Below are 24,567 nucleotides of genomic sequence, written 5' to 3' on the forward strand. Positions count from 1 at the left end.
CAGTTCCTTGCGTACCCCCAACGGGATTCGAACCCGTGCCGCCGCCGTGAAAGGGCGGTGTCCTAGGCCGCTAGACGATGGGGGCCAGAACCCGTTCGGAGCAAAATAAAAGGCGTAAAGCGAGGCTTTCCGTCTTTGTCCTTTGCGTTCTCCGAACTGGACTCTAAAACTATAGGGCCTAGTTCCTGATAATCCAAAATCGGCCAAAAACCCCGTGCCTGAACAGGGCGAACAGGTGAAGATGGACTGATGGATGCCGTTGCAGCGCTCAATGAAATTGCCTTCTGGCTGGAGCGCGGACGCGCTGCCACCTTCAAGGTCCAGGCCTTCCGGAAAGCAGCCGCGGCCATCAGCCCGCTGCCGGCTGCAGAAGTGGCCGAGCGGACCAGGACCGGCCGGCTGAAATCCATGAAGGGCATCGGCGACCGGACCTACCAGGTCATACAGCAGGCGGTGGCGGGCGGTGTCCCCGACTATTTGGCCGACCTGCGGGAAAAGGGCGCCCAGCCGCTGGCCTCCGGCGGCGGCGAACTTCGCAGCGCCCTCCGCGGGGACCTGCACAGCCACAGCGACTGGTCCGACGGCGGCTCCCCCATTGAGCTGATGGTGGCGGCCGCCGGGGTGCTCGGGCGGGAGTACCTGGCGCTGACCGACCATTCGCCCAACCTCACCATTGCCAACGGGTTGTCAGCGGAGCGGCTCATCAGGCAACTCGATGTGGTGGCGGCGATCAACGCCGACGGGCAATCCACGCCCAACGGGCAGCCGGAGGGCAAGGTGCGGCTGCTGACGGGGATCGAGGTGGACATCCTGGAATCCGGCGAGCTGGACCAGGACCCGGAGCTGCTGGACCGCCTGGACATCGTGGTTTCCAGCGTCCACTCAAAGCTGCGCGCAGACCGGAAAACCATGACCCGGCGGATGCTCGGCGGCATCCAGGCCCGGCATACGAACGTGCTTGGCCACTGCACCGGCCGGCTGGTGGAGGGCTCGCGGGGTACCCGCCCGCCCTCGGAGTTCGATGCCGAGGAAGTGTTTGCCGCCTGCGCCGAGAACAATGTGGCAGTGGAAATCAACTCCCGGCCAGAGCGGCAGGATCCGCCTGATCCGCTGATCCAGCTCGCCTTGGAGGCCGGTTGCCTGTTCTCAATCGACAGCGACGCGCATGCTCCCGGCCAGCTCGATTTCCTTCAGTACGGCGCCGAGCGCGCTGCGCGGAACGACGTCCCGCAGGACCGCATCATCACCACCTGGCCGGTGGAACGGCTGCTGGAGTGGGCCGCGGCGAAGTAGCCGCGGGCCCCTGGAGCGGCAGCGCAACAATCCAGTGCGCCGCTATTCGACGGCGTCAGCGAGTTTCTGCCGGAAGTCCGCTTTGGTGGAGAGAACCAGCTTTTCGCCGTTCAGGAAGAAGGTTGGGGTGCCGCTGACTCCCAGTGCCTTTCCGTCGGCGATATCCGCCAGGATCCGCTCCTCCGTTTGCTGGTCGGCGACGGCGGCGTCATACAGGGCCAGGTCCAGCCCCAGCGCCTCCGCGTAGGTGCGGAACAGCGGTGCCTGGGACTGCTGCCTGCCGGCCCACTGGGGCTGGGTCTCGAAAAGCCTGTTGGCCATCTGCTGGTACTGGCCCTGCTGCCCGGCGGCCTCGGCAGCGAGGGCGGCCTGGCCCGAATTCGGGTGCATCGACAGCGGGAAGTGCCGGTGCACGAACGTGATCCGGTCCCCGAACTCCGCCTTCAGCTCCTCCACCACGGGATGGATGGAACCGCAGGACGGGCACTCGAAGTCGAGGAACTCCACCAGCTGGGCCTTCTCAACCGCCGGGGTGGTGAGCCGGTGGCTGTCCGCCCGGACCAGTTGTTCCGCGCCCGCCACAGGGGGCGCCGCCTGTTGCTGCTTCCCAGCTACCGAGAGTGCGAACCAGACGGCCCCGCCAATCACGATGACGGCCAGCACGATCCAAATGATTGTCCTGACGAGGCGTGCGTTATCGCGGGGCGGAGCAGGGTTTGAGACCATAATCCGCATCCTAGCCGAGGGCGGCGGCCGCGCCCGCTCAAGGGCTCTGCAAGATTGGCAGGAAGTTGCCTAGACATGGCCGATTTCCGCCAGCCCCGGGCTGTCCGGTCCCGATACATTGGCTCCATGCCCTCAACCGTCCCCGCCCGCAAACACAATTCCGAGTCCCTTCCGGCAGCCTCCCCGGCCAAGGCCCTGGGCGTGGCAGCGATGGCGGTCACGGTGGTGTTCTGGGCCTCGGCCTTCGTGGGCATCCGGGCCATCGGGCCGCACTTCTCCCCCGGATCCCTGACGCTTGGCAGGCTGGCGGTTGCCGCCGTCATACTGTCCTTCCTGGTGCTGCCGCAACTGCTGAAGAGCCGGAAGCTGCCGCGGGGACACGAGTGGTGGCCCATCCTGGCCTACGGGGTCATGTGGTTCGGCGGCTATAACGTGGCGCTCAACGCCGCCGAGCATGTCCTTGATGCAGGCACCAGCGCCCTGCTCATCAACGTCAGCCCTATTCTGGTGGCCATCATGGCCGGCCTCTTCCTCAAGGAGGGCTTTCCGCGGTGGCTGCTGATCGGCAGCACGGTGGCTTTTGCGGGGGTGGCGCTGATCGCGCTGGGGTCCGGCCGGGCAGCCGGACCCGCGACCGGCACAGGGGAAAGCGCGACGGCGGACCTGGCGGGGGTTGCGCTGTGCCTCCTTGCCGCCGTGCTGGCGGCGGTCAGCGTGATCATCCAGAAGCCGGTGCTGCGGAAAATCCCCGCGGCGCAGGCCACCTGGTTCGGAATCCTGGTGGGGGCGGTGTGCTGCCTGCCTTTTGCCGGGCAACTGGCGTCCGAGGTGCAGGCCGCGCCGCCCGGAGCCACGGCCGGACTGGTGTACCTGGGCATCTTCCCCACTGCCATCGCCTTCACAACGTGGGCCTACGCCCTCTCGCTCGTGGACGCCGGCAAGCTGGCGGCCACCACCTACCTGGTTCCCGGAGCCACCGTGCTCATTTCCTGGCTCCTGCTCGGCGAGATCCCCACGGCCTGGGGTCTGGCGGGCGGCGTCATCTGCCTGCTGGGCGTAGGGCTGACCCGCCGCCGGAGCCGTTCAGGGACGGAGTCCACGGGGCCTGTTCGGCGCTAAAGTCGGAGTATGCCTCCCAGCCTTCCGCCCGGCCTTCCAATCATTCCCGACGGTCCGCATGAGCCGCTGGGCTTCCGGATGTCCGCGGATGAATTCGAGGCCGCAGTGTCCGATGCCCTGGACAGCATCCCGGAGAAGCTTGCCCGTGCCATGGACAACGTGGCCATCTTCATCGAAGACGATTTCGTGCCTGGACCGGGGGAAGATCCTGACACCGTGCTGCTGGGAATCTACGAGGGTGTCCCGCTGACCGAACGCGACTCCTGGTGGGATGCCGGGTCCCTGCCGGACCGGATCACCATCTTCCGGGAACCCATCCTGGAAATCTGCTCGTCGCGGGAGGACGTGATCCATGAGGTGGCGGTAACCGTGGTTCATGAGATCGCGCACCACTTCGGCATTTCCGATGACCGGCTGCACGAGCTGGGCTGGGGCTAGCCTTGTAGGCATGGGACACCACCACAGCCACACCCACGGCATCACCGCTACCGGCCAGCACCGGAAGCGGCTCGTGGCCGTGCTGGTGATTACGCTTGCCGTTGTCCTGGTCCAGGTGGTGGGTGCCATCCTGTCCGGGTCGCTCTCCCTGCTGGCTGACGCCGGGCACATGCTCTCCGACGCAGCCGGGGTGACGATTGCCCTCCTCGCAGCCTGGATCGCCGGAAGGCCCGCCAGCGACCAGCGCACGTACGGATACCAGCGGGCAGAAGTGCTGGCAGCCCTGGCCAACGCCCTCATCCTGATCGTGATCTCCGTGGTGATCTTCAGCGAGGCCATACGCCGGATCGGCTCCGCGCCGGAAGTGGCCACAGACATCATGCTCTTCGCCGCCATCCTTGGCGCGGTGGCGAATGTCGCCTCCCTGTTGATCCTGCACGGCGCCCACCATGAAAGCCTCAACGTCCGCGGCGCCTACCTGGAGGTCCTCGGCGACCTCCTGGGCTCCTTCGCCGTTATTGCGGCCGCCGTGGTGATCATGCTGACCGGCTTCAACGCCGCGGACACCATCGCCTCGGTGGTGATCGCCGTGCTGATCCTCCCGCGCGCCTGGACCCTGCTGCGCGACGTGGTGGATGTCCTGCTGGAAGCCAGCCCCAAGGGCGTGCAAGTGCAGATGATCCGTGAGCATATCCTGTCCGTGGCAGGCGTCACCGACGTGCATGACATCCATATCTGGACCATCACCTCCGGCGTGCCGGTGTTCTCAGCCCACGTGGTGGTGGAGGACGGGGTGCTGAATGCGCGTGGCGCAGACCAGCTGCTGGACAAGCTCATCACCTGCCTGGGCTCCCACTTCGACACGGACCACTGCACCTTCCAGCTGGAACCGGCCAGCCACTCGGAGCATGAGGCGCACCAGCACGCATAGGCGCACGGGCACTGTCCCGGGGTCAGCTCAGGATGTCCCTGGTGACGAACCGCCCGTAGGCCAGCGCCCCGAACACCGCGATGTAGCCGCCCTGCAGCAGGGCGTTGCTGGTGAACGAGTCCCACAGCAGGGGCTGGCGCAGCATGTCGCCGAACCCGAACCAGTAATGGCTGAACAGCCACGGGTGCAGCCATTCCAGCTGCGGCAGCTGGTCCAGGACCTGGGACACCACCGAAACCACCACGGTGGCCGCCATTGCGCCCACCGGAACCACCGTGAGGGTGGACAGGAAGAGCCCGACGGCGGAAAGCCCCGCCAGCGAGACGGCCAGGTAGGCGGCAATCAGGAGGATGCGGACGGCGGCTTCGGGCGCCTGGATGACGTCGCCCGACAGCAGTGTCACGGGCCCCACCGGAAACAGGGTGGCACCGATTGCGGCACCGGCAAGGCCGACAGCAAGCGGCGCGACAATGCAGAACGCGAGCGCCCCTGCGTATTTGACCAGCAGCAGCCGGACCCGGCCGGCGGGCGCGACCAGCAGGTACCGGAGGGTGCCCAGGTTTGCCTCGCCGGCGATGGTGTCCCCGGCCACCACCCCCACCGTGAGCGGCAGGAACAGCGGCACCGAGACCAGCATGGCAGTGAAGGCAACAAACAGGCCGTTCTGGCTGATGCGGTCCAGGAAGGCCGGGCCACGGCCGGGCGGAACGGCGGACGAGACCCGCACCGCGATGGCGATCAGCACGGGAATGGCTGCCAGCGCCAACAGCAGCGCCCACGTTCGGCGGCGGCCGAACAGGACCCGCAGCTCCGAGAGCATCAGGGAGAATGCGGACTCCCGCGCCTCCCGGGCCGCTGGCGCGGCTGTTCCGGGGACTTCCGCCGGCACGTTACTGGGCAACGTCGAACCCCTCTCCGGTCAAGGCAACAAAGCGGTCTTCCAGGCTTTCGCGTTCGACGGCGAACCCCCGCACCCGCACGCCGCCCGCCACCAGGTGCCCCACAATATCCTCGGGAAGTGGGCCGTCGGCTGCGGCGGACAGGCTGGCGAGGAGGACCTCGCCGTCGGGCTGGGCTCCACCGGCCTCCGCGGCCAGGCCCAAACCGGCCAGCACGGACCTGGCCGGCCAGGCGTCGGGTGTCAGCAGCCGGATCCGTGCGCTGCCGGCCCGGCGCAGTTCGGCGAGCGGTCCCTGCGCCACGAGACGGCCGGCGCTCATGACGGCGGCGTGCGTGCACATCTGCTCCACCTCGGGGAGCAGGTGGCTGGAGACAAAGACCGTGGCCCCGTCATGGGCCAGCGAACGGACCAGGCTGCGCACCTCGCGCGTACCCTGCGGGTCCAGTCCATTGGTGGGCTCGTCCAGCACCAGCAGCTCCCGGCGGGTAAGCAGGGCGTTGGCGATGCCCAGCCGCTGCTTCATTCCCAGCGAGTAGGCGTGCACCTTCTTGCCGGCGGCATGCGAGAGCCCCACCCGTTCAAGGGCACGGTCCACCCGGTCCTTCCGGGTGGCGGGCACGGTGCTGCGGCCGGCGGCATCCAGGCGGGCAAGGTTCGCTGCACCGGACAGAAACGGGTAGAAGGCGGGCCCCTCCACCAGCGCCCCCACCCATGGCAGCGCGTCCCGGAACCTGCCCGGCATCTCCATTCCCAGCAGGCTCACCGTTCCTGCTGACGCCGCGGCAAGTCCCAGCAGCATGCGGATAGTAGTGGTTTTGCCGGATCCGTTGGGACCAAGGAACCCGAACACGGAACCTGGCGGCACGGCGAGGTCCACGGCGTCCACGGCAACCTGCCGGCCAAAGTTCTTGGTCAGGCCCTGCGTCTCAATGGCAAGGTTGTATGTCCCGGGGCCGCTTGCGCCCGGCGGGATCACGGAGCCGCCGAGGCAGCGGCCTGCAGCCTGTCCGCCGGCACCATGCCGGCGAAGATGCGGCCGTCATCGGTGACGAGCACGTTCAGGAGCGTGGTGGACAGCAGCCGTCCGCCCGGGACGGCGACAGCGGCCTGGGACAGCAGAGGATCCCGCAGCAGGGAGTCCGCAAGGGTCCCGCCCGCCGCGGCGGCCGGGATGCCAACAACCGTCTCCCAGCCCTTCCCCGTGACGGAGGGACGGCCCGGATGCTGCCGGAGGGCCGCCAGATGTTCGGGAGTGATGACCATGCCGGGGGCGCGGAAGCTGAGCGGCCACCGGGCCGGGTCACGGAACTGCAGTTCCTTGACGGTGCTGCCGGGCGGGGGAACGAAGGTGAAGAGGGAATCGTCCGGCACATCCAGGGACAGGCTGGTGAAGCCGGCACGGAACGACGGCGTGGAGGCACCCCGGGCGGTCACCTGGACGGACAGGGGCAGCCCGGTTTCCCCATCAACGGCAATGGCCACCTTGCCCACAAGCGTGGCATCCGTGCGCGGCTCAAGCACCAGGTTGTAGGCGGTGCGCCCTGCCACGTCCACGTCCTCACCCACTGACACTGCCGTGCTTGGCTCCACCTTGGCCAGGAGATGTCCGGCAAGGTCCTGGGGCGTGTGCGTGTGCACGCCGTCCGGGTTGGCCGGTTCGGCCGGAGGCAAGTTCGGGTCCTGCGGTCCGCCGGTTGGCGGCAGGTGTAGCGGCAGGTCGCTGGCGACGGCGGGAAGGGTCAGATGCGCCGTGGAGTTGTCCTTGGAGGAATAGAACCAGAGGTCATTGTCCCGGCGGACTATGTCCCGTTCGGCCAGCCGGTCCACCACCTGCACCCGGACCTTGGCTGTGCCGTCCATGTATACCCGTGCGGTGTGCTCGCCGGAGAGCAGCTCGAACAGGGAGGCTGCGCCGCCTGCAGAGGCGGGCCCGGATGCGGGCCCGGCAGCGGGCAGTTCCGGCAATCCCAAGTCTGACGATTGCTCAACGGTGGCGGAGAAGGTGGAGACCTTGTGCTGAGCCAGCAAGGCCAGCACTTCCGCCGGCGACTTTTCGGGCAGGGGGTCGCCAGCCCGGGCCGGGATGGTTCCCGCGAGCACCCCGGCGGCGATCACTGCAGGTACTGTCATGGCAGGCAACCAGCGCAGCCAGGCACGCCTGGCACCCGGCGGATTCCGCCGTTGGAGCCAGCTGCCGGAGCCGGTGGTCTCGGAGCCCGCTGTGTCTGAGCCCATAGCTCAAGATTACGCCTGCGCAGGCGCGTAGACACGGGCCGGAAGCCCCTTCCTGGAAGGCGTTTGGTACCACGGGTACCGGTCACGCGGGCGTCACGGTTCCCGAGCCGCCGTCGACCGTAACCCTCTGCCCGGTGGTGATCCTGCCCGTGGCATCGGGAACACCAACGACGGCCGGAATGCCATACTCCCGGGCCACCACCGCGCCATGGGAGTTGGGGCCGCCCATTTCCATCACCAGTCCGCCCGCCGTGAGGAACAGCGGGGTCCAGCCGGGGTCCGTGGACGGGGCCACCAGGATTTCGCCGGGCTCAAGGTGTGCGCCCACGGGATCCAGGATGACGCGGGCAGCTGCTGTCACGGTTCCCGCGGAGGCGGGGCTCCCGGCCAGCTCGCCGTCCGAAGCTGCACCAGCCGCCGGCTGCAGCGCCTCGAGCTCCGTGCCGTCCGAGAGCAGCACCCGGGGGATGCGCCGCCGCCCGAGTTCCCACTCATAAGCGGCCCGCCGCTCCGCCACCAGCTCCCGCAGGTCCAGGGCTCCGCCGCCTGCATGTTCCGGCAGCGCTTGATGCGCTTCGTGGAAGTCGAGGAAGAAAATGTCGTCGGGCTGTTCAAGGATTCCGGCTTCGGCGAGTTCCCTGCCCACGTGCCGCAGCTGCCTGCGGACCTCCGCGAGGCCCAGGACCAGCTGGTACTTCGGCAGCTCCCGCAGCCCGGCAAAGAGCCGCGCCCTCCGCAGGGCAGCCCGGACCACAGTAGCGTGCAGGCGGCTGCGTGCCCCTGCACGGGCGACGAGCCTTGCAACCTGCGCGTTTGCATCCTCGGCCGCCCTGCTGAACTGCACGTCAGGGGCCAGGTCCGGGTCCTCCAGCCGGAGGTAGTTGGCCAGGACACTGATGATGTGGGCGGGGTCATCAGACCAGCGCGGCATCCCGACGTCGATCTCCGCCACTGCGCGGTGGCCGTACCGGTCGAGGAACCTGGTGACGCCGGCCTCAAGCCGGGCGGGGACACGTCCGGTCTGGAAGTCCTTGGCCAGGCGTGACGGGTCCTGGGTTGTGAGGGCGGCATATGACTCGGCGTCATCCCTGATGGCGACGGCGAGCCGCCACAGCTCCAAGTCCATCTCGGTGGTCACGTTGTTGGGCAGGCCGCGAAGCACCGGCTGGAGTTCGTCCCACCGGGTGCCGCCCAGCACCCTCCCCGCCACGGCCAGCATGGCGAATCCCAGGGCGGGAAGCGGCAGGATGGCGGGAACGATGGCGAACAGGCGGGTCCGCAGAAGCATTTCGGCGTGCTCGAGGCGCCCGGCGGGTCCGGCAGGTCCGGCGCCCGGTGCCTCCAGCGCCGCCTCGAACTCGCGGGTGAAGCGGTCCAGGCGACGGAGTGCAGCAGCGGGCCTGAACATCCCCCGCAGGACCGACTCGGGGGCCCTGGCCCGGACCGCGGCGGGAACAACATGGCGGAGCAGTGCCAGCGGCGTCCGACGCGTTACGGAGAATGCCGGATCGTCGAAGAGCTGCCTCAGCAGGCCGGCCGAGCGGGCCTCCATGACGTCGAACACGCGGGGAAGGATCCGCCGGCCCACGGTGCTCCGCAGCGGGGTGGTGAGGTCGAAGTACAGCCGCTGCCCGGCTTCCGCGTAGGGGGACGGCCCCCGGCGCGCATCGGGAACGTGGAACCCTGCCGCCTGCGCCACCGAGGAGGCGATGAGCCGGAATGCCGCCCGTCCCATGGGTGTGATGGGCCGGGTCAGGCCCTGCGCAAGGCTGAAGCAGAGGTAGACCCTGGCGCCGTTACCGCTGCCGTGCGCGTCGGACCGCTGCGGGATCGGATAGAGGGTGGTGATGGGCCTGGACTGGGTCAGCCACAGGATTCCGGAGCCGTCGATGGCCCATTCGATGTCCTGCGGCGCCCCGAAGTATTGCTCTGCCTGCCGGCCCAGCAGTGCCAGCGCGGCGGCCTGGCTGTCGGCAAGGCACTCGCCCGCCGCGGCGCCGGCCGCCTCAATGGTCCGGGTCCCGCCTCCCGGGACTGCCCGGACCGCCACCTTCTTGTCCCCCGGTTTCCGTTCCAGGACCCTGCCTGTCAGGGCATCAACCACGTAGTGGTCCGGGTTTACCGCCCCGGACACTACTGCTTCGCCCAGGCCGGGGCTGGCATCGATGAGGGTGTGGCCCCGGCGGCCCGTCAGCGGGTTGGCGGTGAACATGACCCCGGCGGTCTCTGCCTCCACCATCCGCTGGACCACCACGGCAAGGGCGACGCCGGCGGGATCGATGCCCAGGCTGGCGCGGTATGCGGTGGCACGGTCCGTCCACAGCGACGCCCAGCACTTCCGCACCGCTTCCAGCACTGGCCCGACGCCCACCACATTGAGGTACGTGTCCTGCTGCCCGGCGAAACTTGCGAACGGCAGGTCTTCCGCGGTGGCAGATGACCGCACCGCCACCGGCGCGTCGTGGCCCAGTCCACGATAGGCCTGTTCGACGGCGGCAGCTACGTCATTGGGGATCGGTGCGGCCAGGATGGCGCTGCGGGCAGCCGCAGCAAGATCGGCCAGCTCCGAAGGATCCAAGGGGCCGGCACCAGGCGCCGCCTTCAGGGCGGCCTGGACGTTGGCGATGCCGGGAAGCAGGGAGGAAGTCGTGCCGGTGGCCCGGCGGTACGCCTCCGTGGTGAGGCAAAAGCCGTCCGGCACGGGCAGGCCCGCGGATATCAGTTCGCCCAGGTTGGCAGCTTTGCCACCTGCCAGGTCCAGCATGCCGGCGTTCACGGAGGACAGGTCCCGGACCATTCCGGGACTGTCCGCTGCAAGGCTTCCCTCGGGCTCCGCGTGCGGCCGCATGTCCGCGTGTCCCTGGTGGCGGGGCTACGGGATCAGGCGGCGTCGCCGAGGATGGGTCCGAACCTGGCACGGTCCGCCAGCCGGGGGTCTTCCCGGTCCGGGACCACCATGACGGGGCCTTTGGCGTGGTGCAGCACGCCGTCGGACGTGGAACCCAGCAGCATCCCGGTGAAGCCGCCGCGGCCGCGGGTTCCCACCACCACCAGCTCCACGTGGCGGCTTTCCTCCACCAGCACGTCCACCGGTGATCCGTCCCGCAACTGCGATTCGGCGGGAAGGGCCGGATAGTGGCTGCGGAGCCAGGCCATACCGGCGTCCAGGGTCACCTGGATGTCGGCGAAAAGGGCCTTGCGGTCCATCGGTGCCGGAACCCAGGCCAGCGAACCGCTGTACTGGGGAACGGCACAGACTACGCGCAGGGTGGCCCCCAGCCGCTCAGCCTGGTCTGCTGCTTCCAGTACGGCAACCCGGGCCTGTTCGGACCCGTCCACGCCCACCACCACCACGTTTTCCACGCGTTGATGCCCGGCTTTTGCCTGTTCGGCCCTGATGCGCCGGTCTTCGGTGGTTTCGCCGAGCCGGTCGGAGCAGATGAGCGGCACGGTCACCGTGGGGCACTTGGCGTGGGCGGGCAGGGCGCTGCTTACCGACCCCAGGAGCCGGCCCACGAAGCCGCCACGGCCGCGGGTGCCGAACACCAGGAGTTCGGCGGTTTCGGACATCTCCAGCAGCACCCCAGAGGCGTCACCGTTTTCCACGGACGAGGTCACCTCGATGTCGTACTGGGAAACCTTCTGCAGGGCCTGCCGGACAACAGCCTCGGCACCCTCACGGATCACGGAGTCGTCCACTGTGGCATAGCCGCCGTCCAAGCCGGACGCAGCGAAGATGGGCACTGAGTATGCGGTAACGATGTGCAGGGGACGACGGCGGCGCTGGGCTTCACGGGCCGCCCACACCAGGGCGCACTGGCCGTGGTCCGAGCCGTCAACGCCAACCACGATTCCCTCGGGCGTGGCGGAAGTGCCTCCGCCGTCCCGGGCCGGATCCGGATGCAACTCGTGTGCGCCCATGGGGCCGCCTCCTTGCGCTACTGCCGCCTGATGCTGCGGCTATTCTGCCAGAAGCGGGGAGCGTTTCCCGCACCCGGCAGGCAGCCGCAGGCGCCGGCGGAACAACCCGCCTCCGCTTCTCACTATTCTCCGTCCGCGATGCCTTCGCAAGCCTGACCAGCGCCGAAATCCACATGTTATCCACAGCCTTTCCACACCCTCTCGGAAAGCGCGTTCACCCGCAGAAGAATGTTTGCGTTTTGGGCTATCCCTGGCCGGAAATGTTCTGTAGTCTTCAGGACATTGTTGGTCCGGGAAGCCCGCAGGCACCGCCTGCCAGGGCTGCCCTCCAATGTGCTGCGGCCGGACTTTGGGGGGCACGGAACGCGCGCCGGCGAGGATGCCGGCACCAGCCGAAACTTCGAAGGAGGGAACTGTAGTGTCAAGCATGCCTGGGAGTGCCGGGACCGAACAGACCACCACCGTGATCATTGGCACGGGGCTTTCCGGCCTTGCCGTGGCGGCCGAGCTGCGCCGGCGCGGGGTGGACTCCATCGTGGTGGACGGCCTCGACGGCCTGGGCGCCGCCCAGCCAGCGACGGCCTCGCTGCAGCGCTGCGATGCGGCGGACCCCGCCACCCTCCGTGAGCGGAACGAGATCCTGCGGCACCTACGGAACTATGCCGCCAGCCACAAGGTGGACGTCCGGAACAGCACCCGTGCGATGCAGCTGACAATGGTGGACGGCACTCCCGCCGAGGCCGCCCCGCAGTGGGAGGTCCACACGGCCACAGGTGTCCTCCTGGCGGACCACATCGTCCTGACCCGCTGTGCGCAGGGCCAGCTCCGGCGGATGATCAACGAGTTCGGCATCGCCGTGGGGCGGAACCTGGCTGCGGCCATGCGGGCTATCGGTATCTACCTGGTGGGCGTCGGTGAGCTGATTACGCCCTCCCCCAAGGAAGTCCTGCGCCAGGCCAAGACCGTTGGCCTGGCCATTTCGGCCAAAGTCCATCCGGCTCCCCTGGCATCCCCGCCAACCGGCAGCCTCGCAATGCTGCCCTGCTAGCGTTCGCGCCGGCGCGGCCGGCCGAATGCTCCTGCGGAACGGCCGCTATCCGACGTCGGCCTGCTCCTCGCCGGCGGACAGCCGGCGCCTTGCGATGACAGCCAGCGCAACCAGCAGGCCCACCGCCACAAGAGCGAAGACCACGATGCTCCACTGGAAGGGCTCGCCGGAGTCCGCCGGCACGGACGGCACGGCCGTGGCCCCCGGCTCAGCGGTGCCCATTCCCGGAACGGTGGCGGCCGCCGTCGGGCCCGTGGCCTCAGCCGTCCCCGCTGCAGCACCGGCCGCGGTGAAGCCGAAGGTACCCTCGATGGGATGTGAATCCGAACTGACCACCCGCCACGAAACGGTGTACGCGCCCGCGGGCCCGCCCGGCCGGAGCTTCTGGGATGCCACGTTGTCAACGATCTGGACCTGCCCGTCTGCCCATTCCGTGCCCGAGGCGTCTTTCACCGAGAAGGACGCGCCAATACCCAGCGGGTTGTTGCTGAAGGTCACCGACACCTGTTCCGGCGGGGCGGGAACCGACGCGCCCTGCGCCGGGCTGCTGGACTCTGCGGCGTCGTGGGCCGCGGCCGGACCGGCCAGGCCCAGCACTGCGGCGGCAAAGACGAGGAAACCGAGCAGGAAGCTCAGCGGACGGCGGATGGGGCGCATGCGGGACTGCTCCTTGTGTTGGCTTCCTTACAGACTAGGGGAATTTGCCGGGCCTTCCGCCGCCGCCGCCATAGGATGCAGTTATCCCCACATACTCCCCCGGAGGACTAATGCTTAAGCAAGGCTCTGCCCTGGACCGGTATTTCAAGATCACCGAGCGCGGTTCCAACCTCTCCCGCGAAATCCGCGGCGGCTTCGCCACCTTCTTCGCCATGAGTTACATCGTGGTGCTGAACCCGCTGATCCTCTCGGGCCCCGATTCCAGTGGCACCACGCTTGGGTTCCCGGCGGTTGCAGCGGTGACGGCGTTCATTGCGGGCATCCTGACCATCCTGATGGGTGCCTGGGCCAAGCATCCCTTCGCACTTGCCACCGGCCTGGGCGTCAACGCCTTCGTTGCCGTCACCGTGGCCACCAACCCAGGGCTGACGTGGCCGGACATGATGGGCCTGGTGGTCCTGTCCGGCGTGACCATGCTGATCCTGGTCCTCACGGGATTCCGGACCGCCGTCTTCAAGGCCGTGCCGGACGGGCTCAAGACCGCCATCGTGGTGGGGATCGGCCTGTTCATCGCCCTGATCGGGCTCGTAAACGCGGGCTTTGTCCGGCGGATCCCGGACGTGGCCGGAACAACCGTCCCGGTGGGCCTGGGCTTTGACGGCAAGCTCCTGGGCTGGCCGACGGCGGTGTTCGTCTTCGGCCTGGTCCTGACCATCGCGCTGGTGGTGCGCAAGGTCAAAGGCGCCATCTTGATCGGCATCATCACCTCCACGGTCATCTCCGTCATCCTGGAACAGACGCTGCGCATCGGCCCCAGCGTGGTTCCGGGCAAGGAATACAACCCCGAGGGGTGGTCCCTGGTGGCCCCCTCGTTCTCGGAGTGGGCCGCACCGGACCTTTCCCTGATCGGCAAGGCAAACCCCTTCGGCGCGTTCGAACGCCTGGGCTTCGTGGCGGCCACGCTGCTGGCCTTCGTCATCCTGCTCAGCATCTTCTTCGATGCGATGGGCACCATGGTGGGCCTGGCCAATGAAGCAGGCACCGTGGACGAGCACGGCAACATTCCGGACGTGGACCGCGTCCTCCAGGTGGATGCGCTGGGTGCCATTGTTGGCGGCGGCGCGTCCGTGTCCTCCAACCAGATCTACGTCGAGGCCGGCGCCGGCATCGGCGAGGGCGCCCGGACAGGCATCGCATCGATTGTCACGGGCCTGCTGTTCCTGGTGGCCATGTTCTTTACCCCGCTGATCAACCTGGTCCCGTTCGAGGCCGTGGCACCGGCGCTGGTGGTGGTGGGCTTCATGATGGTGTCCCAGGTGGGCAAGATCGACTGGCAGGACTGGGGCATCGCCATCCCCGCCTTCCTGACCTTCACCCTGATGCCCTTCACCTACTCCATCGCCAACGGCCTGGGCGCCGGCTTCATCGCCTACGTGCTGATCCGCACCGTCCAGGGCCGGGTGAAGAACATCCACCCACTGATGTGGGCCGTGGCCGGAGCATTCCTTTTGTTCTTCGCCGTAGGTCCCATCGAGGCAGCCCTGGGAATGTAGCCCTACACGGGCGTGTTCGGGGCCAGGCCTTCGTCCCCCAAGACTGCGCGGGCCTTCTTTTCCCGCAGCCGGTCCAGCCGGTTCATCAGCGGCGAGGTGGTGGCGCCGTGGATGACGATCGACATGGCCACCACCAGCCCGATGAAGCCCCAGAGCCACTCCCCCTGGTCAGAGAACTCGCCCTTGCCCAGTGCGTAGGAGAGGTAGTACAGGGAGCCGATGCCGCGGATGCCGAAGAAAGACAGGGCGATCCGTTCCCGCGGGCCGGTCTTCCCGCCCATCAGTCCCAGCCAGCCGGCCAGCGGGCGGACCAGCAGCAGGAACACCAGCGCCACCAGCACCTCCGCCATCCCCATCCCGGCCAGGAGGCCCCGCGCGATGGCACCACCGAGCAGGACCAGGATGACCACCGTCAGGAGCCGTTCCAACTGCTCCACGTAGGAGTGCAGCACACGGTGGTAGCCGTGCGTGTGCTCCGCGGCCCTGATGGTGACGGCGCAGACGAACACTGCGATGAACCCGTAGCCCTCCACCATCTCGGCCAGCCCGTACGCCAGGAAGGTCGCGGCCAGGGCGACGAACCCCTCTGAGTGGTTGGAGAGCCGCAGGCTTTCCTTCCGGGCCGAAAAGAAGACCCGGGCCAGCAGCTTGCCGGTGAGGAAGCCCAGGAGCAGGCCGATGGCCAGCCGCCACAGCACGTCCAGGCCAAACCACTGCGGAAACCATACCGCCGGGTCTGAACCGGCGATGCTGATGGCAATGGCCAGGTACACGAAGGGGAACGCCAAGCCGTCGTTGAGGCCGGCTTCGGAGGTGAGGCCGAACCGCACCTCGTCCTCCTGGTTGGCATCGTCGTCGTTATCCGCCGGTTCACCCACCTGGACCTCCGACGCGAGGACAGGGTCCGTGGGGGCGAGGCTCGAGGCCACCAGCAGGGCGGCACCCAGGCCCAGCCCCAGGAACCCCATCCCGAGCACCGTGAGGAGCACGATGCACAGCGGCATGGCGACTCCCAGCAGCCGCCAGGTGGTGGACCAGCTTCTGCGGCCCAGTGGCCGGTCCAGCGCCAGTCCGGCACCCATCAGCGAGATGATCACGCAGAGCTCGGAAAGGTGCAAGGCAAAGTCGCCGTAGGCCAGGGGGTCAGGGTCAGGCAGGGTCGGAATCAAGGCAAAGGCCGCCATCCCCGCGCCGAGGAAGACCATGGGCATCGAAAGCGGCATGTTGCGCAGCAGTTTGGGCAACACAGCGGCGGTAAACACCGCCAGGCCTGCCGCGGCAAACAGGATATTGGGGGCTTCAAACACGTGCTGTTCTCCGGCCTGTTCGTTGCGCCGGTCCGGCGCAGGCAACGTAGTGCGGTCCCGGGAGGGCTTGCTCCACCATAGCCCCTGCACTTAGGCCCGGCAGCGCCGGGAGTCGCTTTCTTGCATTCCAGACACCACCGCGGCGGCGCTGCTGGTTTTCGCCTCCGGCATGCGGTGAGCTGGAGGCATGGCTTCCGTGAAACCTTCCGTCGATGTCCCGCCCCAGCCCTGGACGGGAAGGTTCGACGGCGATGCCCCCGAACACCGCCGCTGGTGGCAGGCGGTGGCGCCCTTCACAGGTACCGGCGATTCCGGAACCTCGTCCAGGCCCGCAGTGCTGCTGGGCTTTGCGAGCGATGAAGGGGTGCGCCGCAACAAAGGCAGGACCGGCGCCGCAGCCGCACCTGCCGCAATCCGCAAAGCCCTGGGCCCCCTGGCCTTCCATTCGGACCGTTCCGTGACGGATGCAGGCGACGTGGCCGTGTCCGAGGGTGCGCTCGAGGACGCCCAGGCGCGGCTCGGCAGCGCGGTCTCCGAACTGCTCGACGCCGGGCACCTCACGGCGGTCCTCGGCGGGGGCCACGAGACCGCTTACGCCAGCTATCTGGGAATGAGTGCATCCCAGGCGGTCCAGCAGGGCGCCCGCCTGGGTGTGCTGAACCTCGACGCCCATTTCGACCTGCGGGACGAGCCGGTTCCCAGCTCCGGCACGCCGTTCCTCCAGATGGCCCGCGCTGAAGCCGCCGCCGGCCGCCAGTTCCGGTATGCCGTCGTCGGCATTTCGGAGGCCAACAACACCCGGGCACTGTTCGACACCGCCCGGCACCTGGGTGTGCAGTACCTGCTGGACGAGGACTGCGGGACGGACCGCGTCCGGGAGTTCGTGGCGTCCTTCCTTGCGGACATCGACGTCCTCTACCTGACCATCGACCTGGATGTGCTCCCCGCCGGCGTAGCGCCCGGCGTCAGCGCCCCCGCCGCGTTCGGCGTTCCCCTTCCGGTCGTCGCCGCCGTATGCCGGCAGGTGGCTGCCAGCGGCAAACTCGCGCACCTCGAAATTGCGGAACTGAACCCTGCCTTCGACGTGGACGGGCGGACCGCAAGGGTTGCCGCGCGGCTCCTGGACACCCTGTTGCGCTGACGGTACGCAGTCCTCCACTGAAATCCACAAAGTGATAAGCATGCTGTCTATTATGAAGGTGGATCTTCAGCTGGAAGGAGTTGCCCATGCGGCGCTGCAAAATACTTTTCCTGCTGCTGGCCGCGCTGCTGGCCCTGGCCGGATGCGGCAGCAGCTATCCGGCAGACCCGGAAGGGACACTGGATCGGGTGCGCGGCGGAACGCTCCGGGTGGGCGCCAGCCCCAACGGGGACTGGGTTCGGCTTCCGGCCGGCAGCGGCGGCGCGGCCAGGGTCGAGGGCAGGGAAGCCGAGCTGGCTCAGCGGTTCGCGGAGCGGCTTAGGGCGGACATCGAGTGGGTCACGGGCACGGAACAGGTCCTGGCCGATGAGCTCAAGCACGGAGAACTGGCTCTGGTGATCGGTGGCCTGGACGATAAGACACCGTGGTCCACCCATGCCGGACTCACCCGGCCATACACGGAGTCCCGCGACAGGCGCGGCTCCTTGCACAAGCACGTCATGCTGGTCCCTATGGGCGAAAACGCCTTCCTTCTCGAGCTGGACCGGTTCCTGCTGGAAAGCGGGCGGTGATGATCGGGACCAACAGCACCCAGTCCGTCCGGTTCGGCCATACCGAACTGCCGCCCGAACAGCAGGAAGCCCTGCGCAAGGCCATCAGGATCGAATGGATCACCATGGGCTTCCTGGTGATCACCACCACCCTGGTGTTCCTGGTGCTCGGGAACTCGCAGGCAATGAAGGCTGCCTGGATCGAGGACCTGCTCTCCTTCCTGCCGCCCATCTCCTTCCTGGTGGCTGCACACGCCATCCGCAAACCGCCGTCGGAGAAGCATCCCTATGGCTACCACCGGGCCACCGGTGTGGCGCACCTGGTTGCCGCCGTGGCCCTGACCGTGATGGGCGGCTACCTGCTGGTGGAGTCCGCGCTTGGACTGCTGACAGCCGAGCACCCCACCATCGGCGGCATCAACCTCTTCGGCACCACCATCTGGCTGGGCTGGCTGATGATGGGCGTCATGATCCTCACCGCGGCGCCTCCGGTCTTCCTGGGCAGGGCAAAAATGAAACTCGCCGAACAGCTGCACGACAAGGTCCTGTACGCCGACGCGGACATGAACAAGGCCGACTGGATGACCGCTGTTGCTGCCGTGGCCGGGGTAGCGGGCATTGGCCTGGGCCTGTGGTGGGCGGATTATGCCGCGGCCATCCTCATCTCCGGCAGCATCCTGCATGACGGCATCCGCAACACCCGCGGAGCGGTCTCGGCGCTGATGGACAAAAGGGCCATGACGTACGACGACGAAGCACCGCACCCGCTGGCGCGCCGACTGGACACCTACCTCCGCGGATTGCCCTGGACGCAGGAGGCCCGGTCCCGCATCCGCGACGAGGGGCATGTGTTCCACGTGGAATCGTTCGTGGTGCCCGCCGCCGGGAGCATGCCCAGCCTGGAGCAGCTGGAAGAGGCCCGCGAGGCGTGCATCGCCTTCGACTGGAAGGTGCAGGACATGGTGATCGTCCCGGTGGCTGAACTGCCTTCGGAGTTCCTGCCCGGCCGGACGACGGGCGGCGAGCGCTAAGGGTTTCAGGACACAGAAAGCGTCAGGCCTTCAGCAGATACCTGCGCTCCGGCCGCCCCACCCCGTACTTCAACCGCACCTCGAGCAGGCCCTCGTCGTTCAGGTACTCCAGGTAGCGGCGGGCGCTGACCCGGGACGTGCCCAGCTGTTCGGCTACCTCGGCGGCCGACAGGTCGCCGTCGGCCTCCTTCAGCGCGTCCTCCACCAGTTTCAGGGTCTCCACGCTGCAGCCCTTGGGCAGCGGCCGTTCGGTCCTGTCCAGCCCGAAGACGCGGTTGACGTCCGACTGCTCGGCGATGTCCTTGGCCGAGTCGAGGGCCTGGTACGCGCTCCGGTAGTGCTCCAGGCGCTCCTGCAGGTCCGTCTGGGAGAAGGGCTTGATGAGGTAGTGCACAATGCCGCCGCGCAGCGCCTTCCGTACCGTTTCCACTTCACGGGCGGCACTGATTACCAGCACGTCAAGTTCCGGGGCCGCCTCGCGAAGCCGGTGCATGAGGTCCAGGCCGTTGATGTCGGGGAGATGGATGTCCAGCAGCACCAGGTCCGGCTGCAGGCGTTCGGTTTCGACGACGGCCTGGGCGCCGGTGTGCGCGGCACCCACCACAGTGAAGCCGGGAGTCCGCTGGATGAACCCGGCGTGGACTTTGGCCACCATGAAGTCGTCATCGACTATCAGGACCTTAATCATGAATGTGCACCTCGTGTGAAGCGGGCGGTGAAAACCGCCCCGTTGTCATTGTCCACCGTCAGGTCGCCGCCGGACCGGCGGCAGACCACGCGGGACAGGGCCAGGCCGAACCCGCGGCCGCCTTCCCGCACGGAGGCTTTGGTGGTGAAGCCCTGCCGGAAAATATCCTCTACGGCTTCCGGCGGAACTCCGGGCCCGTTGTCCCGCAGGGTGAGGGTGACCTGGTCCCCGCTGTCCTTCACCAGCACCCGGACGGTTGCCTGCCCGACCCCGGAGACGGCGTCGAACGCGTTGTCCACGAGGTTTCCCGCCACGGTGGCGAGGTCGCGCGAGAGCTCGTCGCTGACGGGACCCAGGGCCGAGGCGGGGTCCAACTGGAGGGTGACGTTGCGTTCCGCGGCCAGGCTGGATTTGGCAATCAGCAGCGCGGCCAGGGCCGGATCCTGGATCCTGGCCGTGACCTCGTCGTTGAGCCGGGTCCGGTCCACGGTGGCCCCGTTGACGAACTGCACCACGGAATCGTAGTCGCCGATCTGGATCAGCCCGGAAATGACGTGCAATTGGTTGGCGAACTCGTGGGCCTGGGCGCGCAGCGTATCGGTGGCGGTCCGGGTGGCGCCGAGCTCCCGCTCCAGCGAGGACAGCTCGGTCCGGTCACGCAGCGTGGTGACGGAACCAATCTCCCGGCCGCGCGACCGGATGGGCACCCGGTTCAGGACCACCAGCCGTTCACCCACCAGCACCAGCTGGTCCGGGTCCGGCTGGTCGCGGGTGAGCACCACTTTCAGGGCCGGATCCACCGGGAGTGAATTCAGCCTTTTGCCGACGCAGTCCTCCGGCAGGCCCAGCAGCTCCCGGGCGCTGTCATTGGCCACGGTGATGCGTTCGTTCGGGTCAAGGGCGACCACGCCCTCCTTGAGCCCGTGCAGCATAGCCTCACGGTTTTCCACCAGCCCGGTGATCTCGCTCGGCTCCATGCCGAGGGTCTGCCGCTTGACGCGCCGGGACAGCAGGAAGGACCCGGCAACGCCCAGGACACTGGCAACGCCCACATAGGTGAGCAGGTTGGGGACAGCGTCGCCCAGCCGCTCCAAAGTGGTGGGATAGTCCCTGCTGATGGCTGCGATCCCGATCATCTTCCCGGCGTCGTCCAGTACCGGGACGTGGGCGGAGAGGACGGTGCTGCCGCCGCCGGACACCACGCCGGTCCACGCCCGGCCCTCCAAGACGCGGCTGTCGCCCAGTTCCAGGAGCTGTCCGAGCAGCCCGGGGTCCGAGGCCGCCACCACCGTCCGGTCCATCCTCGCCAGCGCCACCTGGGATGACCCGGAGACTGTCCGGACGGACTCGGCCACGGCCGGCAGGGCCGCCCCGGCCCGGGGTTCTGCGGTGGGAAGGAGCTCGCGGACCGCGGGATTGCTGCCGAGCGCCTCGGCGGCGGACAGGGCACGGCGGCCCTCGACCCGCTCGAAGGAGGCGGCGGACTGGGCCAGGGAAATGGCCACTACGGCCACCAGGACCGCCAACACGATCAGCAACTGCAGCAGGAGGTACTGCCCCGCGAGGGACATCCCTCTTCGTCGAGTCACTGTGCTTGCTTCCCTTGGATTCCCATGCAGGCCTGGTCCCTGCCGTAATTACCGGGAACTATATCCCACCCGCACCCACACCGCCTGAGCCAGAGGGGGCTGGCACACATCCCATGGAACGTGAACTTAATGAACTCAACTTTCTCTGCGTACACAAGAGTGACGGGCATCACGGCGCAACCTAGCATCGAATCACCAGTCAGTCTTGCTGATCGTTTTTCAGAGAAGAGGAACACCATGCGCCAGATCCGCGCATTGCGAATCGCCGCCGTCGCTGCCGGCATCGCCCTGATGGCCACCGGCTGCGGTGCTACGGGCAAGAGCTCCACCGGTTCGGAAAGCTCCGGCGCCGCCGCCGGGCCCATCACCGGCCTCCAGATCATGGTCCCCAACACCCCGGGCGGCGGTTACGACACCACTGCCCGTGCAGCCGCGAAGGTCCTCGAGGACGAAAAGATCACCAGCAACACCGAGGTCTTCAACCTCGCCGGCGCCGGCGGCACCGTGGGCCTGGCCCGCGTTGTCAACGAAAAGGGCAACGGCGATCTTGCCATGCTCATGGGCCTGGGCGTGGTTGGCGCCAGCTACACCAACAAGTCCGAATCCAAGCTGACCGAAACCACGCCGCTGGCCCGCCTGATCGAAGAGCCCGGCGCCATCATGGTCAGCAAGGACTCCCCGTACAAGACCATCGACGACCTCGTGGCCGCCTGGAAGGCAGACCCCGCCTCCATCTCCGTGGGCGGCGGTTCCTCCCCCGGCGGCCCGGACCACCTGCTTCCCATGCAGCTGGCCGGCGCGGTGGGCATTGACGCCACCAAGGTCAACTTTGTCTCCTACGACGGCGGCGGCGACCTGCTGCCCGCGATCCTCGGCAACAAGCTCGGCTTCGCTGCCTCCGGCGCCGGTGAGTACCTGCAGCAGATTGAGTCCGGCGAGATCCGCGTGCTGGCCACCAGTGGCGAAGAGCGGCTCGAAGGCGTGGATGCACCCACGCTGAAGGAATCCAACATCGACCTGGTGTTCACCAACTGGCGCGGCATCGTGGCCCCTCCCGGCATCAGCGACGAGGACAAGGCATCCCTGATCGCCGCCCTCGAAACGATGCACGAGAGCGAAGGCTGGAAGGAAGCCCTGAAGACCCACAGCTGGACCGATGCCTTCATCACCGGCGACGAGTTCGAGACCTTCCTCTCCGAGCAGGACAAGCGGGTGGCGGACGTCCTGACGAAACTGGGCCTGGCGTGAGCTCCTTGCCAACCGGCCTGAAAGGCCGCGCCGAGCTGGGGGTTGCCCTCCTGCTCGGCGCGGCCGGCGTCCTGGTCTTCCTTGACGCCAGCCGCCTGTCAGTCCCCTATTCCCAGTCGGACCCGGTAGGGCCCAAGACGGTCCCGTTCATCGTGGCCGGGCTGCTGGTGGTGTGCGCCGTCCTGCTGGCGGTCAACGTCCTGCGCGGCGGCAAGGGTGAAGCCGAAGGCGGCGAGGACATCGAACTCGGCCACCCCGCCGACTGGAAGACCGTCCTTCCCCTGGCAGGCGCGTTCATCCTCAACATCCTGCTCATCGACTGGGCCGGCTGGGTCATCTCCGGGACTGTCCTGTTCTGGGGCAGCGTCCTGGCATTGGGCAGCCGCCACTATATCCGGGACGGGCTCCTCTCCGTGGCCCTCTCGCTGCTGACCTTCTACGGCTTCTACCTCGGCCTGGGCATCGCGCTTCCGGCCGGACTCCTGGAAGGAATCCTCTGATGGACGTCTGGTCCTCACTGATGGACGGTTTCGCCACCGCTCTGACCCCCATGAACTTCCTGTACGCCGTGATCGGCGTACTGCTGGGCACCGCCGTCGGCGTCCTTCCAGGCCTGGGCCCGGCCATGACCGTGGCGCTGCTGCTTCCAGTCACCTACGCCCTGGAACCCACCAGCGCCTTCATCATGTTCGCCGGCATCTACTACGGCGGCATGTACGGCGGCTCCACAACCTCGATCCTCCTGAACACCCCGGGCGAATCGTCATCGGTAGTGACGGCCATCGAAGGCAACAAGATGGCCAAGGCAGGCCGCGCGGCGCAGGCACTTGCGACGGCGGCCATCGGCTCGTTCGTTGCCGGCACCATCGGCACCGCCCTCCTCGCCGTCTTCGCGCCCATCGTGGTGGAGTTCGCCGTCAGCCTGGGCGCCCCCAGCTACTTCGCCATCATGGTCCTGGCCCTGCTGGCCGTGACCGCCGTCCTGGGCTCCTCCCGCCTGCGCGGGTTCGCCTCGCTGGGCCTCGGCCTGGCCATCGGCCTGGTAGGCATCGACTCCGTGACCGGCCAGCGGCGCCTGACCTTTGGCCAGCCGCTGCTTGCGGACGGCCTGGACATCGTGGTGGTGGCCGTAGCCATCTTCGCCGTCGGTGAAGCGCTCTGGGTGGCCGCCCACCTGCGCCGCAATCCCCTGCACGTCATTCCCGTGGGCCGGCCCTGGATGGGCCGGAAGGACTGGCGGCGCTCCTGGAAGCCGTGGCTTCGCGGAACCGCCTTCGGCTTCCCGTTCGGCGCCCTGCCCGCCGGCGGTGCCGAGATTCCCACGTTCCTGTCCTACGTCACGGAAAAGCGCCTCTCCAAGCACCCCGAGGAATTCGGCAAGGGTGCCATCGAGGGCGTGGCCGGACCTGAAGCTGCGAACAACGCCGCCGCCGCGGGAACCCTGACTCCCCTGTTGGCCCTGGGCCTGCCCACCAACGCCACCGCCGCCGTCATGCTGGCCGCCTTCACCACCTACGGCATCCAGCCCGGGCCGCAGCTCTTCTCCAGCCAGGGTCCCCTGGTGTGGGCGCTGATCGCCAGCCTGTTCATCGGCAACCTGCTCCTCCTGCTGATCAACCTGCCGCTGGCACCCCTGTGGGCCAAGCTGCTGCAGCTCCCCCGGCCGTACCTCTACGCCGGTATCCTCTTCTTTGCCACGCTGGGCGCCTACTCGGTGAACCTGCAGGCGTTCGACCTGGTGGTCCTGCTGGTCCTGGGTGCGCTGGGCTTCATGATGCGGCGCTTCGGCCTTCCGGTCCTGCCGTTGATCCTTGGCGTCATCCTCGGCCCGCGGATCGAAGGGCAGCTCCGCAAGACCCTGCAGCTCAGCGCCGGTGACCCGGCCGGGCTCTTCAGCGAGCCGATCGCCGTCGTCGTCTACATTCTCGTGGCACTCATCCTCGTGTGGCCGTTTGTCTTCAAGTTGATGCGCCGCAACCGGCCGGCGGCCGTTGGTGCCCCAGAAGCTACCTCTGGTGATGCGTCACTGCGTTCGACGCCCGAGGCTAACTCCGCACCGCGGGAGACTGGCGGAACCGTCAGTCACGGCTCCCACCGGGCGGATGGCGGCGACTCCGCGGGTGATGGTGATGGTGGCTAGCATGCGGGCACCGCGAAGCGCCACATCCAAACTACCGACATTTCCCAGAA

General features: G+C 67.9%; 22 protein-coding genes and 1 tRNA gene. 12 read left to right on the forward strand and 11 right to left on the reverse strand.

The features are described from left to right. Positions 1–12: 12 nt before the first annotated feature. Positions 13–85, reverse strand: a tRNA-Glu gene (locus tag AC5RUO_RS14750). 164 nt (positions 86–249) lie between these two features. Between AC5RUO_RS14750 and AC5RUO_RS14755 the strand changes: the two genes are divergently transcribed. Beyond that, positions 250–1,293 (forward strand): PHP domain-containing protein, encoded by a 1,044-nt coding sequence (locus tag AC5RUO_RS14755; RefSeq protein WP_494103915.1) that lies wholly within the window; start codon positions 250–252, stop codon positions 1,291–1,293. A 42-nt stretch (positions 1,294–1,335) separates the two neighbouring features. Here the strand turns inward: AC5RUO_RS14755 and AC5RUO_RS14760 are convergent, their stop codons facing one another. Next, positions 1,336–2,019, reverse strand: coding sequence for a DsbA family protein (locus AC5RUO_RS14760; protein WP_494103916.1), 684 nt, complete (start codon positions 2,017–2,019; stop codon positions 1,336–1,338). A gap of 126 nt (positions 2,020–2,145) precedes the next feature. Here AC5RUO_RS14760 and AC5RUO_RS14765 point away from each other — a divergent pair, with 126 nt between their 5' ends. From AC5RUO_RS14765 to AC5RUO_RS14775, 3 genes are read left to right on the forward strand one after another with little or no spacing between them, the layout of a single operon-like run. Beyond that, positions 2,146–3,138, forward strand: a complete 993-nt coding sequence (locus AC5RUO_RS14765) for a DMT family transporter (RefSeq protein WP_494103917.1) — start codon at positions 2,146–2,148, stop codon at positions 3,136–3,138. 9 nt (positions 3,139–3,147) lie between these two features. Beyond that, complete coding sequence (locus tag AC5RUO_RS14770) at positions 3,148–3,576, forward strand: metallopeptidase family protein (RefSeq protein WP_494103918.1); 429 nt, start codon at positions 3,148–3,150, stop codon at positions 3,574–3,576. 10 nt (positions 3,577–3,586) lie between these two features. After that, positions 3,587–4,507: a cation diffusion facilitator family transporter gene (locus AC5RUO_RS14775; RefSeq protein WP_494103919.1), complete on the forward strand. Its 921-nt coding sequence runs from the start codon at positions 3,587–3,589 to the stop codon at positions 4,505–4,507. A 22-nt stretch (positions 4,508–4,529) separates the two neighbouring features. Here AC5RUO_RS14775 and AC5RUO_RS14780 read toward each other — a convergent pair whose 3' ends face one another. The 5 genes from AC5RUO_RS14780 to AC5RUO_RS14800 form a co-directional block, all read right to left on the reverse strand. Continuing rightward, complete coding sequence (locus AC5RUO_RS14780; RefSeq protein WP_494103946.1) at positions 4,530–5,327, reverse strand: ABC transporter permease; 798 nt, start codon at positions 5,325–5,327, stop codon at positions 4,530–4,532. 70 nt (positions 5,328–5,397) lie between these two features. After that, on the reverse strand, positions 5,398–6,384 hold the full coding sequence (locus AC5RUO_RS14785; RefSeq protein ID WP_494103920.1) for an ABC transporter ATP-binding protein: 987 nt from the start codon (positions 6,382–6,384) through the stop codon (positions 5,398–5,400). Next, complete coding sequence (locus tag AC5RUO_RS14790; RefSeq protein ID WP_494010925.1) at positions 6,381–7,643, reverse strand: LolA family protein; 1,263 nt, start codon at positions 7,641–7,643, stop codon at positions 6,381–6,383. The genes AC5RUO_RS14785 and AC5RUO_RS14790 overlap by 4 nt, the downstream gene beginning before the upstream one ends. An 82-nt stretch (positions 7,644–7,725) precedes the next feature. Beyond that, a complete protein-coding gene (locus AC5RUO_RS14795; protein ID WP_494103921.1) occupies positions 7,726–10,491 on the reverse strand; it encodes a PEP/pyruvate-binding domain-containing protein in 2,766 nt (921 codons plus the stop codon). Positions 10,492–10,523: 32 nt separating this feature from the next. Then, positions 10,524–11,564: a universal stress protein gene (locus tag AC5RUO_RS14800; RefSeq protein WP_494010927.1), complete on the reverse strand. Its 1,041-nt coding sequence runs from the start codon at positions 11,562–11,564 to the stop codon at positions 10,524–10,526. Between the two features lie 427 nt (positions 11,565–11,991). Between AC5RUO_RS14800 and AC5RUO_RS14805 the strand changes: the two genes are divergently transcribed. Continuing rightward, positions 11,992–12,612, forward strand: a complete 621-nt coding sequence (locus AC5RUO_RS14805) for an NAD(P)-binding protein (protein ID WP_494010993.1) — start codon at positions 11,992–11,994, stop codon at positions 12,610–12,612. A gap of 45 nt (positions 12,613–12,657) precedes the next feature. On the opposite strand, the gene AC5RUO_RS14810 is transcribed toward AC5RUO_RS14805, so the two are convergent. Continuing rightward, positions 12,658–13,269, reverse strand: a complete 612-nt coding sequence (locus AC5RUO_RS14810; protein ID WP_494103922.1) for a copper resistance CopC family protein — start codon at positions 13,267–13,269, stop codon at positions 12,658–12,660. 110 nt (positions 13,270–13,379) lie between these two features. Between AC5RUO_RS14810 and AC5RUO_RS14815 the strand changes: the two genes are divergently transcribed. Next, entirely contained in the window at positions 13,380–14,822 is a 1,443-nt protein-coding gene (locus AC5RUO_RS14815; RefSeq protein ID WP_494010929.1) for an NCS2 family permease, read from the forward strand. Between the two features lie 2 nt (positions 14,823–14,824). Here the strand turns inward: AC5RUO_RS14815 and AC5RUO_RS14820 are convergent, their stop codons facing one another. Then, positions 14,825–16,129: a cation:proton antiporter gene (locus AC5RUO_RS14820; protein WP_494010930.1), complete on the reverse strand. Its 1,305-nt coding sequence runs from the start codon at positions 16,127–16,129 to the stop codon at positions 14,825–14,827. Between the two features lie 187 nt (positions 16,130–16,316). Here AC5RUO_RS14820 and hutG point away from each other — a divergent pair, with 187 nt between their 5' ends. The 3 genes from hutG (at position 16,317) to AC5RUO_RS14835 (ending at position 18,852) form a co-directional block, all read left to right on the forward strand. After that, positions 16,317–17,270 (forward strand): formimidoylglutamase, encoded by a 954-nt coding sequence (hutG, locus tag AC5RUO_RS14825; RefSeq protein WP_494103923.1) that lies wholly within the window; start codon positions 16,317–16,319, stop codon positions 17,268–17,270. 86 nt (positions 17,271–17,356) lie between these two features. Beyond that, entirely contained in the window at positions 17,357–17,842 is a 486-nt protein-coding gene (locus AC5RUO_RS14830; protein ID WP_494103924.1) for a type 2 periplasmic-binding domain-containing protein, read from the forward strand. Next, a complete protein-coding gene (locus tag AC5RUO_RS14835; protein WP_494103925.1) occupies positions 17,842–18,852 on the forward strand; it encodes a cation diffusion facilitator family transporter in 1,011 nt (336 codons plus the stop codon). Before AC5RUO_RS14830 ends, AC5RUO_RS14835 begins: the two co-directional genes overlap by 1 nt. Positions 18,853–18,874: 22 nt before the next feature. On the opposite strand, the gene AC5RUO_RS14840 is transcribed toward AC5RUO_RS14835, so the two are convergent. Beyond that, positions 18,875–19,540, reverse strand: coding sequence for a response regulator (locus AC5RUO_RS14840; RefSeq protein WP_494052170.1), 666 nt, complete (start codon positions 19,538–19,540; stop codon positions 18,875–18,877). Next, on the reverse strand, positions 19,537–21,111 hold the full coding sequence (locus AC5RUO_RS14845; protein ID WP_494103947.1) for a sensor histidine kinase: 1,575 nt from the start codon (positions 21,109–21,111) through the stop codon (positions 19,537–19,539). Before AC5RUO_RS14845 ends, AC5RUO_RS14840 begins: the two co-directional genes overlap by 4 nt. Positions 21,112–21,366: 255 nt before the next feature. Between AC5RUO_RS14845 and AC5RUO_RS14850 the strand changes: the two genes are divergently transcribed. Genes AC5RUO_RS14850 through AC5RUO_RS14860 form a run of 3 tightly spaced genes read left to right on the forward strand, consistent with a single transcriptional unit; the run spans position 21,367 to position 24,517 of the window. Beyond that, the gene (locus AC5RUO_RS14850) at positions 21,367–22,377 is read left to right on the forward strand and encodes a Bug family tripartite tricarboxylate transporter substrate binding protein (protein ID WP_494010935.1); all 1,011 of its coding nucleotides are present in this window, start codon (positions 21,367–21,369) and stop codon (positions 22,375–22,377) included. Then, entirely contained in the window at positions 22,374–22,877 is a 504-nt protein-coding gene (locus AC5RUO_RS14855) for a tripartite tricarboxylate transporter TctB family protein (protein WP_494010936.1), read from the forward strand. Before AC5RUO_RS14850 ends, AC5RUO_RS14855 begins: the two co-directional genes overlap by 4 nt. Next, a complete protein-coding gene (locus AC5RUO_RS14860) occupies positions 22,877–24,517 on the forward strand; it encodes a tripartite tricarboxylate transporter permease (protein ID WP_494103926.1) in 1,641 nt (546 codons plus the stop codon). Before AC5RUO_RS14855 ends, AC5RUO_RS14860 begins: the two co-directional genes overlap by 1 nt. Positions 24,518–24,567 lie beyond the last annotated feature (50 nt).

The organism is Arthrobacter sp. Y3221087, from assembly GCF_059089905.1.

What these genes read in the sequence shown, in the direction of transcription:
- AC5RUO_RS14760 (WP_494103916.1), bottom strand. Translation starts at nt 2,019, where the DNA reads ATGGTCTCAAACCCTGCTCCGCCCCGCGATAACGCACGCCTCGTCAGG.
- AC5RUO_RS14780 (WP_494103946.1), bottom strand. Translation starts at nt 5,327, where the DNA reads ATGCTCTCGGAGCTGCGGGTCCTGTTCGGCCGCCGCCGAACGTGGGCG.
- AC5RUO_RS14795 (WP_494103921.1), bottom strand. Translation starts at nt 10,491, where the DNA reads ATGCGGCCGCACGCGGAGCCCGAGGGAAGCCTTGCAGCGGACAGTCCC.
- AC5RUO_RS14755 (WP_494103915.1), top strand. Translation starts at nt 250, where the DNA reads ATGGATGCCGTTGCAGCGCTCAATGAAATTGCCTTCTGGCTGGAGCGC.
- AC5RUO_RS14775 (WP_494103919.1), top strand. Translation starts at nt 3,587, where the DNA reads ATGGGACACCACCACAGCCACACCCACGGCATCACCGCTACCGGCCAG.
- AC5RUO_RS14815 (WP_494010929.1), top strand. Translation starts at nt 13,380, where the DNA reads ATGCTTAAGCAAGGCTCTGCCCTGGACCGGTATTTCAAGATCACCGAG.
- AC5RUO_RS14830 (WP_494103924.1), top strand. Translation starts at nt 17,357, where the DNA reads ATGCGGCGCTGCAAAATACTTTTCCTGCTGCTGGCCGCGCTGCTGGCC.
- AC5RUO_RS14765 (WP_494103917.1), top strand. Translation starts at nt 2,146, where the DNA reads ATGCCCTCAACCGTCCCCGCCCGCAAACACAATTCCGAGTCCCTTCCG.
- AC5RUO_RS14770 (WP_494103918.1), top strand. Translation starts at nt 3,148, where the DNA reads ATGCCTCCCAGCCTTCCGCCCGGCCTTCCAATCATTCCCGACGGTCCG.
- AC5RUO_RS14860 (WP_494103926.1), top strand. Translation starts at nt 22,877, where the DNA reads ATGGACGTCTGGTCCTCACTGATGGACGGTTTCGCCACCGCTCTGACC.
- AC5RUO_RS14845 (WP_494103947.1), bottom strand. Translation starts at nt 21,111, where the DNA reads ATGTCCCTCGCGGGGCAGTACCTCCTGCTGCAGTTGCTGATCGTGTTG.
- AC5RUO_RS14800 (WP_494010927.1), bottom strand. Translation starts at nt 11,564, where the DNA reads ATGGGCGCACACGAGTTGCATCCGGATCCGGCCCGGGACGGCGGAGGC.
- AC5RUO_RS14840 (WP_494052170.1), bottom strand. Translation starts at nt 19,540, where the DNA reads ATGATTAAGGTCCTGATAGTCGATGACGACTTCATGGTGGCCAAAGTC.
- hutG (WP_494103923.1), top strand. Translation starts at nt 16,317, where the DNA reads ATGGCTTCCGTGAAACCTTCCGTCGATGTCCCGCCCCAGCCCTGGACG.
- AC5RUO_RS14835 (WP_494103925.1), top strand. Translation starts at nt 17,842, where the DNA reads ATGATCGGGACCAACAGCACCCAGTCCGTCCGGTTCGGCCATACCGAA.
- AC5RUO_RS14850 (WP_494010935.1), top strand. Translation starts at nt 21,367, where the DNA reads ATGCGCCAGATCCGCGCATTGCGAATCGCCGCCGTCGCTGCCGGCATC.
- AC5RUO_RS14790 (WP_494010925.1), bottom strand. Translation starts at nt 7,643, where the DNA reads ATGGGCTCAGACACAGCGGGCTCCGAGACCACCGGCTCCGGCAGCTGG.
- AC5RUO_RS14805 (WP_494010993.1), top strand. Translation starts at nt 11,992, where the DNA reads ATGCCTGGGAGTGCCGGGACCGAACAGACCACCACCGTGATCATTGGC.
- AC5RUO_RS14810 (WP_494103922.1), bottom strand. Translation starts at nt 13,269, where the DNA reads ATGCGCCCCATCCGCCGTCCGCTGAGCTTCCTGCTCGGTTTCCTCGTC.